The sequence below is a fragment of the Pseudomonas sp. SA233 genome (assembly GCF_054792385.1).
Window position 1 is genome coordinate 3953238 of record NZ_CP096449.1, and the last position, 19260, is coordinate 3972497.

General features: G+C 65.2%; 6 protein-coding genes. 5 read left to right on the forward strand and 1 reads right to left on the reverse strand.

The genetic code is table 11. From position 1 onward, the window contains the following. Positions 1–318 precede the first annotated feature (318 nt). The 5 genes from dsbD (at position 319) to M1D87_RS18270 (ending at position 5822) form a co-directional block, all read left to right on the forward strand. Positions 319–2034 (forward strand): protein-disulfide reductase DsbD, encoded by a 1716-nt coding sequence (dsbD, locus tag M1D87_RS18250; RefSeq protein ID WP_123085339.1) that lies wholly within the window; start codon positions 319–321, stop codon positions 2032–2034. Beyond that, on the forward strand, positions 2034–2870 hold the full coding sequence (locus M1D87_RS18255) for a TlpA disulfide reductase family protein (RefSeq protein WP_039614419.1): 837 nt from the start codon (positions 2034–2036) through the stop codon (positions 2868–2870). The genes dsbD and M1D87_RS18255 overlap by 1 nt, the downstream gene beginning before the upstream one ends. Before the next feature lies 1 nt (position 2871). Continuing rightward, entirely contained in the window at positions 2872–3630 is a 759-nt protein-coding gene (dsbG, locus tag M1D87_RS18260) for a thiol:disulfide interchange protein DsbG (protein WP_123085340.1), read from the forward strand. Between the two features lie 709 nt (positions 3631–4339). Further along, positions 4340–5092, forward strand: a complete 753-nt coding sequence (locus M1D87_RS18265) for a hypothetical protein (RefSeq protein WP_232881335.1) — start codon at positions 4340–4342, stop codon at positions 5090–5092. A 1-nt stretch (position 5093) separates the two neighbouring features. Beyond that, positions 5094–5822, forward strand: a complete 729-nt coding sequence (locus M1D87_RS18270) for an ATP-binding cassette domain-containing protein (protein WP_123085341.1) — start codon at positions 5094–5096, stop codon at positions 5820–5822. A 190-nt stretch (positions 5823–6012) separates the two neighbouring features. On the opposite strand, the gene M1D87_RS18275 is transcribed toward M1D87_RS18270, so the two are convergent. Further along, positions 6013–18966 carry a non-ribosomal peptide synthetase gene (locus M1D87_RS18275; protein ID WP_421091800.1) on the reverse strand — a complete coding sequence of 4318 codons (12954 nt, stop codon included), beginning with the start codon at positions 18964–18966 and terminating at the stop codon, positions 6013–6015. Between the last annotated feature and the right edge of the window lie 294 nt (positions 18967–19260).

Below are 19260 nucleotides of genomic sequence, written 5' to 3' on the forward strand. Positions count from 1 at the left end.
CTGCTCCTACATCTATTTCGGGCCAATTATTCCTGTGAGGTCTGTGCGCGAACGCTTTGGCGCATGTCTCGATATCGCGTTGTACGAACAAGGCGGTCGCGTGCACTGGCACAGGCGTGACTGGCCCGAAACAGATGTAGGAGCAGCCTTGTGCTGCGAAGCGCCGCGCGGGCGGCGCTCGATCTCCCAGGCGCAGACAATCCCGCGGCAAACACCTGCAAGCCCTGATGCGCCCCCCTGACCAAGAACCAGAGTTAACCTTGGGTTAATCGACCCAAGCCAGCATGACCCCTTTCAACGTACTGCCAAGGCGAAGACATGCGCGTCCTCCTGCTCTTCCTGACACTGCTGCTGGCCGGCCCGTTGCAGGCCAACCCGTTCGATGTCAAACCGGACTTCCTGCCGGTCAACCAGGCCTTCGTGCTTACCCACGACCGCCAGGCAGACGGCCAGATGCGCCTGTTCTTCCAGATCCAGCCTGGCTACTACCTGTATCAGAAGCGCCTGAAATTCGACGGCCTGCCTGCCGAACAGCACCCGCAACTGCCGGCCGCTCTCAACCACCACGACGAGTTCTTCGGCGACAGTGCGGTGTACCGCGACCAGCTCGAACTGCTGCTCCCGGCCGATGCCCAGGGCCAGCTGCGCCTGGGCTGGCAGGGCTGTGCCGACGCCGGCCTGTGCTACCCCCCGCAAACCACGTTGGTCGACCTGGGTGGCAGTGTGGCGCCGGCAGCCGAACAAGCCAGTGACCAGGCCCTGGCCAGCGACCTGCAACAAGGCCACCTGGCCTGGAGCCTGCTCGCGTTCTTCGGCCTGGGCCTGTTGCTGGCCTTTACCCCCTGCTCGCTGCCGATGCTGCCGATCCTCGCCGGGCTGGTGCTGGGCAATGGCGCCAGTGCCCGGCGCGGCTGGATACTGGCCGGGGTCTATGTACTGAGCATGGCCCTGGTGTATGCCGCCCTGGGCGTGGTCGCCGCACTGCTGGGTGCCAGCCTGCAGGCCTGGCTGCAGCAACCCTGGCTGCTGGGCAGCCTGGCGGGGCTGTTCGTGCTGCTGGCCCTGCCGATGTTCGGCGCCTTCGAACTGCAACTGCCCGCCGCCGTGCGTGACCGCCTCGACCGCGCCGGGCAAGGCACCCGTGGCGGCAACCTGTATGGCGCGGCGCTGCTGGGCGCGCTGTCCGGCCTGCTGATGGGCCCGTGCATGACCGCGCCGTTGGCCGGCGCGCTGCTGTACATCGCCCAGAGCGGCGACGTATTGCAGGGGGCGCTGGTGCTGTTCAGCCTCGGCCTGGGCATGGGCGTGCCGCTGCTGTTGCTGGTAACCCTGGGCAACCGCTACCTGCCCCGCCCGGGCGCCTGGATGAACCGGGTCAAGGGCGTGTTCGGCTTCGTGTTCCTGGGCATGGCGCTATACACCTTGCGCAGCCTGCTGCCCGCAGCATTGCTGCTGGCCCTGAGCGGCGCCTTGCTGATTGCCCTGGCCTGGGCTGCCTGGCCGGCCCTGCAGCGGTTGCCGGCGTTGCGCGCCTTGCCACTGCTGGGTGCCCTGTGGGGCGGCCTGCTGCTGGTGGGGGCGGCAGCCGGTGGCGACGACCTCTGGCAGCCGCTGCGCCCGTTCGCCGGTAGCGGCGCTGCGCCGGCCACCGGCCAGCACATCAAGGACGCTTTCGTCACCGTCAGCCGCCCCGAAGACCTGCAACGCGAACTGGATACGGCCAAGGCCCGTGGCCAGTGGGTGATGCTCGACTACTATGCCGATTGGTGCGTGTCGTGCAAGGTCATGGAAAAACAGGTGTTCGCCCGCAGCGACGTGCAGGCCGGCCTGGCCGGTGTGCACCTGCTGCGCCTGGACGTGACCGCCGACACCCCGGCCAGCCAGGCCCTGCTGCAGCGCTACCAGGTACCTGGCCCGCCCAGCATCATCTGGGTCGGCCCGGAAGGCGACGAACGCCGCGCGCGGCGCATCACTGGTGAGGTGGATGCAGCCGCCTTCCTGCAACACTGGACCCAGACCAGGAGCCAAGGCTGATGCTGACCGTAACCCTCGGGCCACTGACCATGGCCCTCAACCACCTGCTGATGCTCACCGCCCTGGTGATCGCCAGCATGGTCGGCTGGTGGGTCGCCCGGCGTGGCGGCGAGAGCCCGGAATCGGCACTGTTCAACCTGTTCCTGATCGGCCTGCTGTGCGCACGCGCCGGCTTCGTGCTGGCGTACTGGCCGATGTACCAGGACGACCCGCTGCAGATCATCGATATCCGTGATGGCGGCTTCCTGTTCTGGTCGGGCCTTGCCGGCATCGTGCTCGGCGCCCTGTGGCAAGGCTGGCGCCATCCGGGCCTGCGCCGCCCGCTGGGCTGGGCGCTGTTCAGCGGCGCGCTGTTCTGGGGCCTGGCCAGCCTCGGGGGCCACCTGTACAGCAAGGGCACCGAACTGCCCGATTTGAGCCTGCGCAAGGCCAACGGCCAATCCGTGGCGTTGCACAGCTACCGCGGCAAACCGCTGGTCATCAACATCTGGGCCACCTGGTGCCCACCCTGCCGACGCGAAATGCCGGTGCTGCAACAGGCGCAAAGCGCTTACCCGCACGTGACCTTCCTGTTCGTCAACCAGGGAGAGACCCCGGAAAACGTCAGCACCTTCCTCGCCACCACCGGCCTGAGCCTGACCCACGTGCTGTTCGACGGCACCGGCCTGCTGGCCCAGCGCGTCGGCTCCATGGCCCTGCCCACCACCCTGTTCTACGACGCCGACGGGCGCCTGGTCGGCAGCCATCTGGGCGAGCTGTCCCGGGCCAGCCTGCGCCACGCCCTGGAGCCTTTCGACCGGGCCACCGCGCCCGCCCCTGCCGCACAAGGAAACTGACATGCGACTGACTGCACTGCTGCCCCTGTCCCTGGCTCTGCTAGCTGCCCCTCCCCTGCAGGCCGAAGAGCTGCCCAAGGCGATTGCGCAACTGCAAGCCAAGGGCGCCGTGATCAAAGGCAGCTTCGACGCCCCCAACGGCCTGCGCGGGTATGCCGCCGAATACCAGAACAACGGCCTGGCGCTGTACCTCACCCCTGACGGCAAGCATGTACTGGTCGGCAGCCTGTTCGACGAACAGGGCAACGACCTCAGTGCCGAGCCGCTGAAAAAGCTGGTGTATGCGCCGATGAGCAAGGAAATCTGGGCGAAGATGGAGAAAACCTCCTGGATCGCCGACGGCAAGGACGATGCACCGCGCAAGGTGTACCTGTTCAGCGACCCCAACTGCCCGTACTGCAACATGTTCTGGGAACAGGCGCGGCCATGGGTGGAGTCGGGCAAGGTGCAGTTGCGCCATATCATGGTCGGCATCATCCGCGAGGACAGCCCGGGCAAATCGGCGGCACTGCTGGCGGCGAAAGACCCGGCCAAGGCACTGCAGGAACATGAAAAGGCCGGCAAGGCCAGCAAGTTGAAGGCGCTGGAGCAGGTGCCGGAGGCGGTGCAGCAAAAGCTGGCGGCGAACATGGCGCTGATGGAAGAAATGGGCTTGCAGGCGACCCCGGCGATCTTCTATCAGGATGAACAGGGCAACCTGCAAAGCCAGCAAGGCGCACCGCGGCCGGAGTTGCTTGGAAAGATTCTCGGCAAGCGCTGATGTGAAATCGCCGGGGTTGCCTTGCAGCCCATTCGTAGCACAAGGCTGTGGCGGACCTGTGGGGCAAGCCCGCGAAGAACTCAACGCGGTGTTATGGCACCGGCTGCGCCGGTGTTCGCGGGCATGCCCGCTCCCACAGGTGCAGCGCCAAACCTCGAGAACAACGCCATATCTGTAGGAGCGGCCTTGTGTCGCGAAAGGGCCGCATAGCGGCCCCAGAATTGCTGCATAAAAGCTGAAATTGCTGGGGCTGCTGTGCAGCCCTTTCGCGACACAAGGCCGCTCCTACAAGGGGCGTGCAGGCCTCACCCGCTCATGTCACAACCCCTCCAGCTCGTCCTTGAGCACATCGGCCCAGATGCCAGCCAATGGCCAAGTTTACATTTGGCAACACTAAGTTATACCACCTAAGGCGACAAACACTTTTCCGAACCGATCATCGGGAAACAACGCCCGGCAATAAAACATATAACAATCCCACAACAACTTCAGATCCGCCCTACAAAAAACAGAAGTCTTTTTCACTCCCATGATCAGTGAACAGATCGCGATCAGACATACCCCTCAGATAGATCCCACAATACCAACTGCAATTCAAACAACTAGATTACACCCCGCCAATACATCGCCTCCATCAAACTTGACGTACATGCAGCGTGAATATAAAACCTTACCCCCTGCATTCGCGAAGACACTAAAGGCGAGAAAAATGAACAAAAAGCCATGCCCCATAACGCGAACAAAACAGATCCTCATGATCACCAAGGTGTTGATCCTGGAACACCTGCGAGAACCCACTGCGTTGCTGTGGACAGCGGCGGCGCCTTGCTTGATGTTCATACTACTGAGGCAAAGCCGTTCCCTTGCAGCGCCACCAGACTCTCTCTATATATCCTCTGCCGCGTGGTTCTACGCCTACATCGCTGCAAACGTTGCCTTCTTCGGCCTCGGCTTTTATCTAATCGGGCGACGAGAAAGTGGCTTCGTCCGGTCATTCATTTACCAACGCGAGGCAATTGCACTTTTCCTCACATCGCACGCCGTCAGCTACACATTGGTCAGTGTCGTGTACTCTAGCTTTTTCTACTTCATCTCCAAGCCTCTATACGGTTCCTACTCGCTATCAGAACTCCTGTACCTTACAGCCGCGTTCTATACGAGTTACCTGATATTCTCCTGCATCGGCTTGGCGATCGCAGCGATGCCCATCAAATTCAGCACAGCCGGCACGCTATTTTCGCTTCTTTCATTCCTGATGTTACTTTCCGGCTATTTGGGTACCACGCAAGACGAACTGACCCACTGGTCAACGTTGATCAACCCCTTGCACCTGAGCACAAGAATAATTACCGGAGAGATACCTCTCACCATTAGTTTTCTGACAGCCTTTGTCATTTCAACAGCGGGACTCTATGCAACAGGAAAGCTATTCAGAATCCACCCCATATGGAGCCGCTATTAAAATGCACCTTCTCACCATCAAAAACCTGGACTTTTCATACAACAGCAGCCCTCTACTACAGAACATCACGCTACAGTTGAAAAAAGGAGAAACCGTTGGCGTACTGGGCAGTAACGGAGCAGGAAAGACCACGCTTTTCGACCTGATCTGCAACATCAGAAAACCAAGCAACGGCACAATCATAAATTCATCCAGACAGCAGGCTTATCTGACTCAAGTACTGACACCACCGCCCTTGCTCAGGATGAGCGAAGTCTACCAACTGATTACACATTTAAACTCCAGATCAGCACCGGATCACTGCGAGGTGCTTTCACGCCTCTCTGAATGGTCACCTTCCCTGTCGAAACGGTATGCTGAAATCTACAAGAAGAAGGCATCTACTTGCAGCTATGGCGAAGTCCGGAGTTTTGTCACACTGACGCTACTGCTAATGGGCAGCGACCTGATCATCCTCGACGAGCCTACTGCGGGGGTAGACCCAGAATTCAGACACCACATATGGCTAGGTATAAAGAACGCGTGCAAAAACGGCGCTGGTGTTTTGATTTCATCCCACTACACCGAGGAAATTGCCACAAACTGCCATCGTTTCTACATGCTCGCTCATCAACACCTCGAGCCATTTGAGAATGCTCATGAGTTTCTCGCTCGCTACCATGCGAACTCTTATGATGAAGCATTCATCAATGCGTCGATGTCGCAGGAAGAAATCGGGGCTGCATCATGACGGCGAAGAACCATGGGAAAGGTGGGGTTGCAGGTATGGCACCGGCTGCGCCGGTGTTCGCGGGCATGCCCGCTCCCACAGATACAGCGCCAAACCTCGAGAACAACGCCGCACCTGTAGGAGCGGCCTTGTGTCGCGAAAGGGCCGCATAGCGGCCCCAACAATTTCAACGTTTGTGCACCTGCTCAGGTCACAACCCCTCCAGCTCGGCCATCAGGTCACTGAGCCGGTCGACCTTGTCGTCATCCAGCACACTGCCCAGCAGCCCCTGCACATAAACCGCCAGCTCCTCCACCGTGCTGCACTCGAACATCGCCCGCAGCGGCACGTTCAGTTGCAGCTGCTTCTGCACCCGCGAGGCGATTTGCGTGGCCAGCAGCGAATGCCCGCCCAGCTCGAAGAAGTTGTCGTGCACCCCGACCCGCTCGGCCTTGAGCACATCCGCCCAGATACCGGCCAGTACCTCTTCCAGCTCATTGCGCGGCGCCTGGTAGGCCTGGCTGTGCTGGCCACCGATGTCGATGGCCGGCAAGGCCTTGCGGTCGAGCTTGCCGTTGGCGTTGTGCGGCAGGCTGTCGAACCAGCCCCAGTGCAGTGGCACCATGTACTCCGGCAACTCGGCACGCAGGCGCAGCTTGAGCTGTTCCAGCAACGCAGCGTCGGCTGCAACACCCTGATGCGCCACCAGGTAACCCACCAGGTGCTTGCCATTGACGCTCTCCTGCACGCCAACGGCAGCGTCGCGGATTTCCGGCTGTTCGTGCAGGCGGGCTTCGATTTCGCCCAGTTCGATGCGGTAGCCGCGAATCTTCACCTGATGGTCGATGCGTCCGACATACTCCAGCACCCCGTCCGGGCGCTGCCGCGCCAGGTCTCCGGTGCGGTACAGGCGTTCGCCCGGTGCACCATGAGGATGGGGAATGAACGCCAGCGCTGTGCGCACCGGGTCGCCGACATAGCCACGGCCCACGCCGGTGCCGGCCACGCACAACTCACCTGTCGCACCCAGTGGTACCAGCGTCTGGTCCTCGCCGTACAGATACAGGCGGTTATTGTCGGTCGGCGTGCCGATCGGCAGGTAGCTGCCACGGGTCGAGGCTGCATCGACGCGGAAGAACGCCACGTCATCGGAGCACTCCGCCGGGCCGTAGGCGTTGACCAGGCCGATCTGCGGGTAGCGCTGCAGCCACTGCGCCGCCAGCACCGGAGGCATGGCTTCGCCGGTCGGCAGCATCCAGCGCAGGCCATCGAGGGCCTGGTGGTCGTTGGCCAACATGCCCTGGATCAGCGACGGCACGCTTTCCAGCACGCTGATGCCGGTGGCCTGCACATGCGCCAGCAGGCCCTGCGGGTCATGGGCGATGGCGTTCGGCACGATCTCTACCCTGGCGCCGAACAGCGGTGCGGCAAGGAACTGCCACACCGAAATGTCGAAGCTCTGCGAGGCCGTCTGGGCGATCACGTCGTGCTCGCCGAGCGCCAGGTAAGGCACCTTGCTCAGCTGGTTGTTGAGCATGCCGCGCTGCTCGACCATCACCCCCTTCGGCAGGCCGGTGGAGCCTGAGGTGTAGATCACATAGGCGAGGTTATCCGGCCCGCTGTGAATGCCGGGGTTGTGGCTGGCCACCGGGCTGGCCTGAATGTCTTCCCAGACCAGCAGCTGCGGCCGCACCGCCGCCTCCAGCTCGCCCAGCAACTGCCGCCCTTGCCCGGCACAGGCCGCGCTGCACACCAGCACGGGTGTACGGCTGAGCTCGATGATGCTTTGCAGGCGCGCCGCCGGCAGGCCCGGGTCCAGTGGCAGGTAGCCGGCACCGGCCTTGAAACTGCCGACAATCATGCCCAGCAGCGGTAGCCCACGCTCGGCCAGCAGTGCCACCGGCTGGTCCACGCTCACACCCGCCGCGATCAAGGCATGGCCCAGACGGTTGGCCGCCAGGTTCAAGCCGGCGTAGTCGTAGGACGCGTCCAGGCAGCGGGCCACGGTACGTTGCGGATGCGCGGCCACCTGCGCCTCGAACTGCGCGATGTAGCTGTCTTCCAGCGGATAGGCGCGCGCGGTACGGTTGCAGTCCTCTAACAGGAAACGCTGCTCCTCGGCGCCCAGCAACGGCAGTGCGCTCATCTCCCCTTCAAAGCCTTGCACCAGCGCCAGCAGCAGGCGCTTGAACTCGGCCAGCAGGCGCTCGACGGTCGGGTAGTCGAAGTACCTCTGGTCGAACGACAGGTGCAGGCCAAGGTCATCGCCCGGGTAGCACACTGCGGTCAGTGGGAAGTTGGTGTGGGTACGGCCCGAGTCGGAGCTGGCATTCAGGTGCTGGGCGTGGTCGAGCACGGCGGTTTCCACCGGCGCGTTCTCGAACACGAACAGGCTGTCGAACAGCGGCTGGCCCTTGGGTAGTTCGCTGCATTCCTGGATGGCCACCAGCGGCAGGTATTCATACTCGCGCAGCTCCATGTTGTGCTCCAACAGGCCTTGCAACCACTGCCGCACACTGCAGCGCTCACCCGCCACCGGCAATTGCACGCGCAGGGCGACGCTGTTGATGAACAGGCCGACGGTACGCTGCATCTGCGGCATGCTCACCGGGCGCCCGGCCACGGTCACGCCAAAGGCCACGTCGCGGTCGCCACTGTAGCGCGCCAGCACCAGTGCCCAGGCCGCCTGGGCGAAGGTGTTGACGGTGAGCTTGTGGGCCTGGGCCAGTTCGCGCAGGCGCACGCCGTCGCTCACCGCCAGGCGGGTGTAACAGTCGCCGACGATCATGCCGCTACCGGCATGATCGTGGCGCAGCGGGCGGTCGCTGGGGATGGTGGTGGCGCGTTCGAAGCCGGCCAGGTTGGCCTGCCACCAGGTTCGCGCGTCGTCCAGGCCCTGGCGTTGCAGCCAGCCGATGTAGTCGCGGTAGCGCGGTGGCACCGGCAAGCGGGCCTGGCGCCCCTCCCCGAGGGCCTGGTAGATCTCGAAGAAATCGTTCATCAACAGCGAACGGCACCAGGCATCGATGAGGATGTGGTGGTTGCTCATCATGAACCAGTAGCGCTCGTCGGCCACACGCACCAGGCGCAGGTGGAACGGCGCCTCGCTGAGCAGGGCGAAACCAGCCTCGCGTTCCTGCTTGTGCAGGGCCTGCAGGCGCTGCTCCTGGGCGTCATCGTCGAGGCCACGCCAGTCCTGATAGTCCACCGGCATGTTGCCCGGTTTGTGGATGATCTGCAGCATCGCCTCGCCGGTGTTCCAGCTGAACGATGCGCGTAGCGCCTCGTGGCGTGCCACCACCGCCTGCCACGCCTGGGCGAAGCGTTCGGGGTCGAGCGCGCTGTTGATGCGGTAGCGGTCCTGCATGTAGTAGAGGCCAGTACCCGGCTCCAGCAGGGTGTGCAGCAACATGCCCTCCTGCATCGGCGTCAGCGGGTAGACGTCCTCGATCTGCGCGGCCGGTACCGGCAGCGCGTCGATCTGCGCCTGGGTCAGGTGCGCCAGCGGGAAGTCCGATGGCGTGAAACTGCCGTTGCCATCAGCCAGGCAATGCTCGACCAGCGCCAGCAGCTCCTGACGATAGGCCTCGGCCAGGCAGGCGATGGTCCGCTCGTCGTAGCGTTCGGCACTGAAGGTCCAGCGCAGTTGCAGGGCGCCGCCGTACACCTGGCCATCGACACTCAGCCAGTTGGGCAGCGGTGCATCGAGGTCGTGGGCCAGGCCGGCCGGGGCGTCCAGCGGCTGGAACAGGGCTGTGCTGTCGAACTGCTGGTCGAACTGGCCCAGGTAGTTGAAGGTGATGCGTGCCTGCGGCAGGGCCGCCATCTGCTCACGCACTGCCGTATCGGCCAGGTAGCGCAACACGCCATAACCCAGCCCTTTGTGCGGCACCTGGCGCAGTTGCTCCTTGATGCGCTTGATCGAGCCTGCCCGCGCTGCATCGTCCTCGCCTGGCAGCGGGCGCAGGCTCAGCGGGTAGGCGTTGGTGAACCAGCCGACGCTGCGGGTCAGGTCCATGTCTTCGAACAGCCCGTCACGGCCATGGCCTTCAAGCTGTACCAGCACTTCTTCATCACCGCTCCAGCGGCACAGGGCACGCGCCAGCGCGGTCAGCAGCAGGTCGTTGACCTGGGTGTGATAGGCCGCCGGGGCCTGCTGCAGCAACTGCCGGGTCTGCGCCACATCCAGGCCGATGGCCAGGGTACGGGCGTGGCGGTGCAGGTTGCCGCCCTGCGGGTGATCACATGGCAGTTCACGGCGCACACCACCCAACTGGCCTTGCCACCAGCCCAGCTCGTCGCGCAGCGAATCACTGCCGGCATAGCTGGCCAGGCGTGCGGCCCAGTCGCCCATGGCGTGGGTCTTGGCCGGCAGCGGCTGGCCTCGGTACAGCGCCTGAAGGTCTTCCAGCAGCACGCGCCACGACACGCCATCGACCACCAAGTGATGGATAGCTAGCAACAGGCGCTGGCCGCCCTGGCCGTCATTTACCAGCAAGGCGCGCAACAGTGGGCCCTGTTCCAGGTCGAGGCTGCGTTGCAGGTCGGTGTACAGCGGTTGGCAATCGGCGAAGTCGGCGATCGTGGCTGTCCACAGTAACTGCCCGGTGGCAGGCGAAGCATATTCGGCCTGCCAGCGGCCCTGGGCCTGGCCAAAGCGCAGGCGCAGGCTGTCGTGGTGCTGCACCAGGTCGGCCAAGGCTCGCTTCAGTACCCCCTCATCCAGCGGCTTGCGTGCCTCCAGCAGAACAGCCTGGTTCCAGTGCTGCGGCTGTGGCACTTCACTGTCGAAGAACCAGTGCTGGATCGGCGTGAGGCCGGCCTGGCCCTGGCGCAGGCCCTGTTCGATGCTGCTGGCGGCTTCGCTGCGCTGAACGATGGCGGCCAGGGTCTGGATGGTCTGATGCTGGAACAGGTCGCGCGGGGTGAACTGCAAGCCGGCCTGACGAGCACGGCTGACCACCTGGATCGACAGGATCGAGTCGCCGCCCAGTTCGAAGAAGTTGTCCTGCACGCCGACCCGGGCAATGTTGAGCACGTCGCGCCAGATCTGCGCCAGTTGCGCTTCCAGCTCGTTGCCAGGCGCCTGGTACTGCTGGCGTGCCTGTTCCAGGTCCGGCAGCGGCAGCGCACGACGGTCGAGCTTGCCGTTGCCCATCAGCGGCAGGCTGTCGAGCAGCACCAAGTGCGCCGGCACCATGTAGTCCGGCAGGTGCTGGCGGGCATCGGCTTTCACCGCGTCGCGCAGCAGGCCCTGGGCCTCGCTGTCGGCAGCGGCCTGCCTGCACACCAGGTAACCCACCAGTTGCTTGCCGCCCGGCAGGTCGAGGGCCAGCACCACAGCTTCGTCGACATCGGCATGCGCCTGCAGGCGGCTTTCGATTTCGCCCAGCTCGATACGGAAACCGCGAATCTTCACCTGCTGGTCGGCGCGACCGACGTACTCGACCAGGCCATCGCTGCCCAGGCGCACCAGGTCACCGGTGCGATACAGGCGCCCGCCTTCGCTGCCGAACGGGTCGGCGACGAAGCGCTCGGCGCTTAGGCCCGGGCGGTCGTGGTAACCCTGGGCCAGGCCGGCACCGCCGACATACAGCTCGCCAACACCGCCTTGCGGCAACAGGGCAAGGTCTTCGTCGAGGATGTAGGCCGTGCGGCTACCGATGACACGGCCGATCGGCACGCTGCCCAGCTCCGCCGGCAGTGTCTGTGGTGCCAGGCAGGCCAGCGGCATGACCACGGTTTCGGTCGGTCCGTAGGCGTTGAAGAACTGCTGCGGCGCAAAGGCCTGGCGGATGCGCTGCAAGTGTTCGCCGGTCAGCGCCTCACCACCGGTAATGACCAGGCGCACTGGCAACTGCTCGCCCTGCCCGGCCAGGTACTGCGCCAACTGGCTGCCGTAGCTTGGCGTGAAGCCGAGGATGCTCACCTGCTGCTCGCGCACCAGCTGGCAGATGTCTTCGGCACCCCACTGCCCCTGGGCGCGCAGCACCACGCGGGCGCCACACAGCAGCGGCACCCACAGGCGTTCGCTGGCGGCGTCGAAATTGATCGAATAGAAGTGCAGCTCGCAGTCATCGCCGCGCATACCGAACGCGTCGATCACCGCCTGGCAATGCATGGCGAACTCGCCGTGGCTGACTACCACGCCCTTGGGCTTGCCGGTGGAGCCAGAGGTGTAGATCAGGTAGGCCTGGTGCTGCGGCAGGTTGAGGTTGTCCAGCGGCGCATCACTGTAGGCCGACAGGCTCGCGCTGTCGTCCTCCAGGCTCCAGCGCGCCACACCCTCGGGCAGCTCGCCCAGGGTTTGCAGCAACGCGCGCTGGCTGAGCAGCACGCCAATGCGGCTGTCCTCGATCATGTAGCGCAGGCGGTCGAGCGGGTATTCGGGGTCGAGCGGCACGTAGGCGCCACCGGCCTTGAGGATGGCCAGCAGGCCGACGACCATTTCCAGCGAACGCTCCAGCGCCAGGCCCACACGCACCTGCGGGCCGACGCCACGCTCGCGCAGGGCGCGGGCCAGGCGGTTGGCCTGCTGGTCGAGTTCGGCATAGGTCATGTGCCGGCCGGCGAAGGTCAACGCGCCAGCGTGTGGCGTGCGCGCAGCCTGGGCGGTGAACAGGCCGTGCACGGTCTGGTCGAGAGCGAGACCCTGCTCGCCCTGCAACTGGCCCGCCAGCACCTGCTGCTCGGCGCTGCTCAGCATCGGCAGCTCGCACAGGCGCTGTTGCGGGTTGTCGAGCAGGCCCGCCAGCAATTGCTGCCAGTGCTCGGCCATGTGTGCGATGCGTGGTTCGTCGAACAGGTCACGGCTATAGGTCAGACAGCAACCCAGGCGGCCGTCGAGGTCGGTCACCTCCAGGTACAGGTCGAACTTGGTGGCGCTGGCGTCGTTGACCAGGTAATCCACCTGCATGCCGGCAAGCTGGCGGCTTTGCTGGAAGGCCCAGCGCTGAACGTTGCACATCACCTGGAACAGCGGGTTGTAGGCGCTGCTGCGCGGTGGCTGCAGGGCTTCCACCAGTTGGTCGAACGGCAGGTCCTGGTGCGACTGGCCTTCGATGGCAACCTGGCGTACCTGCTCCAGCAACTGTGCGGCGCTCATCTGGCCGTCCAGCTCGCAACGCAGCACCTGGGTGTTGAGGAACGCGCCAATCAGCCCTTCGCTTTCCGGGCGGATGCGGTTGGCCACCGGCGCGCCAATGCGCAGGTCACGCTGGCCGCTGTAGCGGTGCAGCAAGGCGGCCAGGGTGGCAGTCATGGTCATGAACAGGGTCAGGCCGCGCTGGCTGTTGAAGGCATGCACGCGGGCAACCAGCGCCGGGTCGAGCTCGAAGCGGTACAGCTCGCCACGGTGGCTCTGCACTGCCGGGCGCGGGCGGTCGGCAGGCAACGCCAGCACCGGGTGCTCATCGCCCAGGCGGGCCTGCCAGTAGGCCAGCTGGCGGGCGCCCTCGCCGCTTTCCAGCCATTGCCGTTGCCACACGCTGTAGTCCAGGTACTGCACCGGCAGCGGCGCCAGCGGCGATTCGCGGTCATCGACGAAGGCCTCGTACAGCTCGCCCAGTTCGCGGGCGAAGATGTCCATGGCCCAGCCCTCGGTGACGATATGGTGCAGGGTCAGCACGAAGAAATGCTCGCGCTCTTCGGCTTTGACCAGGCAGGCACGCAGCAGCGGGCCGCGCTCCAGGTCGAACGGCTGGTGCGCCTGGTCGTCGGCCAGTTGCTGCAGGCGTTGTTGGCGGGCATCTGCGGGCAAGGCGCTGAAGTCTTGCCAGTCGAGGTGCAGGCTGCTGTCTTCGGCCACGCACTGATACGGCACGCCATCGATGCTGGGGAAGGTGGTGCGCAGGGTTTCGTGGCGCACCACCAGCGCCTGCAGCGCACGCTCGAAGGCATCCACATGCAGGGTGCCGCGCAAGCGCGCCATGCCGCCGACGTTGTACGCCGGGCTGCCCGGCTCCATTTGCCAGAGGAACCACATGCGCTGCTGCGAGTACGACAGCGGCACCGCCTGGCGGCGGTCGACGCGGGTGATTACGCCTTGCAGGTTGCGCTCACCGGCAGCACGAATACGCGTGATCTCGGCACAGAAGGCGCCCAGCTCGCTGGCGTCGAACAGGGCCTTGAGCGGCAGCTCGACATCGCAAGCCTGACGCGTGCGCGAGACAATTTGAGTGGCCAGCAGCGAATGGCCGCCGAGGGCGAAGAAGTCATCCTGCAGGCCGATGCGCGGCAGGTTCAGCACCTCGCGCCAGATGGCGGCGACCTGCTGCTGCAACTCGGTTTGCGGCTCCACGTGCTGCCGCTGCTGCCACACCGGGGCGGGCAATGCCTTGCGGTCGACCTTGCCGCTGGGGCCCAGTGGCATCTGCGCCAGCGGGATGAGTTGTGCCGGCACCATGTAGGCCGGTAGTTGTTCAGCCACCACCGTCAGCAATGCATCAGGCTGGGCGCTGCCACTGTAGTAGCCGACCAGTTGCGCACCTACGGCATCCTTGTGAATCAGCACCAGCGCCTGTTCGACCCCCGGCTGCGCCAGCAGGCAGGCCTGGACTTCCTCGGGTTCGACACGGAAGCCACGCACCTTGACCTGCTGATCGAGGCGGCCAAGGTATTCCAGCGCCTCGGTCTGCACCTGCCAGCGGGCGCGGTCGCCACTGCGGTACAGGCGCTCGCCATTGCCGTCAGCCTGGGGCACGAAGCGCTCGGCGGTGAGGCCCGGGCGGCCCAGGTAGCCACGGGCCAGGCCTGCACCGCCGAGGTACAGCTCGCCCGGCACACCGGGGGCGGTCAGTTCCAGCTCGTCGTCCAGCACACGGCACAGCACATTGCCCAGCGGGCGGCCGATCGGCGAGCGTTCGCCATCGGTGGCCTGGCAGTGCCAGTGAGTGACGTTGATGGCGGTTTCGGTCGGGCCATAGCGGTTGTGCAACTGCACCTGTGGCAGCACCTGCAGCACGCGGTCACGCAGTGCCGCGGACAGCGCTTCGCCACCGGAGAACAGCCGGCGCAGGCTGCCGCAGGCACCCGCCTGCGGCTCCTGGACGAACACCTGCAACAGCGGCGGCACGAAGTGCAGCGTGGTCACGCCATGGGCCTGCACCAACGCGGCGATGCGCTGCGGGTCGCGGTGCTCGCCAGGGCCGGCGAGCACCAGCTTGCAACCGGTCACCAGTGGCCAGAAGCATTCCCACACCGAAACGTCGAAGCTGATCGGCGCCTTCTGCATCAGCACGTCGCTGTCGTCCAGCACATAGCTGGCCTGCATCCATTGCAGGCGCTCGGCCAGTGCCGCGTGGGTATTGCCCACGCCCTTGGGCTGGCCGGTGGAGCCGGAGGTGTAGATCACATAGGCCAGGTTGTCGCCATGCAGATGCAACCCGGGGGCATGGCTTGGCCAGCTGTCCAGGTGCAGCTGGTCGAGGGCGATGGCGCTGACGCCATCAACCTGTGGCAGCTTGCCCAGCAGGCTGCTGTGGCTCAGCAACAGGCCAGCGTTGCAGTCGGCGAGCATGTAGGCCAGGCGCTCGGCCGGGTAATCGACGTCCAGCGGCACATAGGCACCACCGGCCTTGAGAATGGCCAGCAGGCCCACCAGCAGCTGCGGCGAACGCTCGATGGCGATGGCCACGCAAGTGTCTGGGCCCACGCCTTTGTCACGCAGGTAGTGGGCCAGACGGTTGGCTTGCTGGTGCAACTCGGCGTAATCCAGGCTGCCACCGCCCCACACCAGGGCGGTGCGCTGCGGGGTCAGGCGTGCCTGCTCATTGAGCTGCTCGACCAGCAGGCGCTGCGGCGGCGCAGCGGGTGCCTCGCCCCAGCTCAGCAGTTGCGCGCGGCCAGGCTCGTCGAGCAGTTGCACCTCGCCCAGCGCCCGCTGCGGCCCGGCACACACCTGCTCGAGCAGGGCCAACAGGTGCTGGGCCAGGCGCTTGACGGTACTGGCATCGAACAATTCGGCGGCATAGTCGAAGGCCAGGCTCAGGCGGCCCTGGTGGTCTTCTTCACTGTGCAGCTGCAAGTCGAACTTGGCTTCGCGACTGTGCCACGGCAGCTCTTCGGCCAGCAGGCCCGGCAGGCGGCGCAGCGCAGACAGGTCACGTTGCTGGTAGTTGAACATGACCTGGAACAGGCCTTGCTCGCGAGCCTCGGGCAGGGCTTCGAGCAGTTGCTCGAACGGCAGGTCCTGGTTGGCCTGGGCATCAAGGGTGGCCTGGCGCACCTGGGCCAGCAACTGGTCGAACGGCAGGTGGCCGTCGAGCTGCGCACGCAGCACCTGGGTGTTGATGAAGAAGCCGACCATGCCTTGGGTTTCCAGGCGCGGGCGGTTGGCGTTGGGCACGCCGACACGAATATCGGCCTGGCCACTGTAGCGGTGCAACAGCGCCTGCCAGCCGGCCAGCAGTACCATGAACAGGCTGGCCTGCTGTTCGCGGGCCAGGCCCTTGAGCGCTTCGGTGAGCCTGGCCGGTACCTTGAGGTTGAAGCGAGTGGCGCGGTGGTCGCGCTGGCTGGCGCGCGGGTGGTCGGTACACAGGTCGAGCACCGGCAGTTCATCCCCCAGACGCGCCTGCCAGTACTGCAGCTGACGCTCGGCTTCGCCTGCGGCCAGCCACTGTCGCTGCCAGGTGCCGTAGTCGGCATAACCCAGGGTCAGCGGTGCCAGGTTGGCCTCAAGGCCCTGGCAATGGGCTGCGTACAGTTTGGCGAATTCGTCGAGCAGGATGTTCAGCGACCAGCCGTCGGCGACGATATGGTGCAGGGTCACCCACAGTTGATGGTGCTCATCGTCCAGGCGCGCCAGGGTCACCCGCAGCAACGGCCCCCGGGTCAGGTCAAACGGCTGGCGAGCTTCGGTTTCACGTTGGGCGGCGACCTGTTCGGCGGCCTGGCCTTCGAGGTCCAGGCGGCGAAGGTCGAACGGCTGCTGCGCCTGGATGCGCTGCAGGGCCTGGCCGTTCTCTTCGGCAAACAGGGTGCGCAGCGATTCATGGCGCGCCACCAGCGCCTGGAAGGCTGCTTCCAGTGCGTTTTCGTCCAGCTCACCGCGCAACTGCAGGCCGGCCGGAATGTTGTAGGCGGCCGACTGCGGGTCCAACTGCCACAGCAACCACAGACGGTTTTGCGCCAGCGACTGGGGCAGCGCCTGGGTGCGTTTCACTGTGGCGATGGCACCGACCCGGCCACCGCCTTCGGCGATGATCGCGGCCACGGCCTTGGCGTAGTCAGCCAGTATCGGCGCTTCGAACAGGGTGCGCAGGCCCAGCTCGATGCCCAGTTCATCGGCCAGGCGTGCGGTGGCGTGGGTGGCGGCGATGGAGTTGCCGCCCAGCAGCAGGAAGTGGTCGTCCGCCGCCACCGCCTCGACCTTGAGGATGTCGCGCCACACACCGGCGATGCGCGCCTGCAGTTCATTGCCGGCGGCATCCGTGGCAACGGGCTCGCCCACCTCAGGGAAGCGGGCATAGCAGTCCAGGCTGCCATCGTCCATGCGCAGGCGGCAGGCCGAACGCTGCAGCTTGCCGCTGGAGGTCTTGGGTAGCGCCCCCGGGTTCAGCAGCAGGACCACGGCCGGGGCCTGGCGGCAGGCGTCGGCGATCACCTGGCGCAGGGTCTTGATCAGCGCCTGGGGCTTGATCGTCTTTTGCACGTTGCGGCTGATTTCCACCGCCACGCCAATGCCCTCCTCGCCTTGCTGCTCGACGGCGAACACTGCCACCCGGCCTTTGCGCAGAACCTCCACTTCGCGCTCGAGGGTTTTTTCCAGGTCCTGCGGGTACAGGTTCTGCCCGCGCACGATGAGCATGTCCTTCAGGCGGCCGGTGACGAACACTTCACCTTCGCGCATGAAGCCCAGGTCGCCGGTACGCAGCCAGGTCTGGCCGCCCATCTCGACGAAGGTGCGGGCGCTGGCCTCGGGGTTGCGCCAGTAGCCCAGGGCGATGCTCGGGCCGGCGGCCCAGATCTCGCCCACCTGGTTGTCGCCCAGCACCTGCAGGCGTTGTGGTTCGACAATGCGCACGGCATGCCCGGGCTGCGGGTAGCCACAGCTCATCAGCACACTGCCCTTGCCTGGCTCCGCACGGTTGGCGGCGAAGGCTTCGGCGTCCAGCTCCAGCGCGGCGATGCCCTGGCCACGGCGGCTGCCGCTGACGAACAGGGTCGCCTCGGCCAGGCCGTAGCTGGCGAAGAAGCTCTGCGGGTCGAAGCCGCAGGCCTGGAACTTGTCGGCAAAGGCCGCCAGGCTGTCCTGGCGGATCGGCTCGGAGCCGGAATAGGCCACCCGCCAGCGGCTGAGGTCGAGCCCGGCCAGGGAGGCCTCGCTGACCCGCTCGCTGCACAACCGGTAGGCAAAGTCGGGGCCGCCGCTGATGGTGCCGCCGTATTCGCTGATGGCCTGCAACCAGCGCAGCGGCCGGGCCAGGAAGTAGCCCGGCGACATCAGCACACAGGGCACGCCGCTGAAGATCGGCTGCAGCAGGCCGCCGATCAGGCCCATGTCGTGGTACAGCGGCAGCCAGCTGACGATCACATCGTCGGGGTTGAGGTCGATGCCAAAGCCTTGGCGGATCAGTTGTTCGTTGGCCACCAGGTTGCCATGGCTGACCTGCACGCCCTTGGGCAGTGCTGTGGAGCCGGAGGTGTATTGCAGGAAGGCGATGTCATCACCCTTGAGCGCGGGTTCGCGCCAGTTTGCAGCCAGTGCCGGGTCCAGGCCATCCACCGCCAGCAGTTCGGGGGCGTTGGCCGCTGTCAGGGCTTCCAGGCCTTGCAGGCTGTCGCGCAGGGCCGCGACGGTCAGCAGCAGGCGCGGCTCGGCGTCGTCGATGATCGACAGCAAGCGCTGCTGGTGGTGCTGGCGCGCGGACTCCGGCGGGTAGGCCGGCACCGCAATCACACCGGCATACAGGCAGCCGAAGAATGCCGCCACATAGTCTGGCCCGCTGGGGAACAACAGCACTGCGCGGTCGCCGAAACCGGCCCGGCTTTGCAAGGCAGCAGCGATGGTGCGTGCGCGCTGGTCGAGGTCCCGGTAGCTGAGCACGGCCTGCTCGCCGGGAGCGTCGGCCAGAAAGCGCAAGGCGACTTTGTCCGGGGTCTGCACGGCGCGCTGCGCCAGGGCCTGGACCAGCGAGAGCGGGAGTTCGAAGGCGTCCGTCATGGGGTGTTCCTGCCAGTTTCTGGTTGGGTCGGGCCGGCTGCTGCGCGAACGTGGGCGCAGCGGCATGTGGCGGCCTGAGGTGTACACAGGGGACGGATGGGCGGGGGGAGAAATTAGCGGTGGTGAGGCTTTGGGGGCACGTGAGGGTTGCCAGGTATTTGCCTTGAGAAATGTTGCGCCTGACATGCACCCAGCCATCTCTGCGCTTTAGAACTGAAACCACATGAAACCAATTACATTTCGCATTTGACAATCATTATCATTCTGAATAGCTTGTCGCCCGTCGTAGGAAGC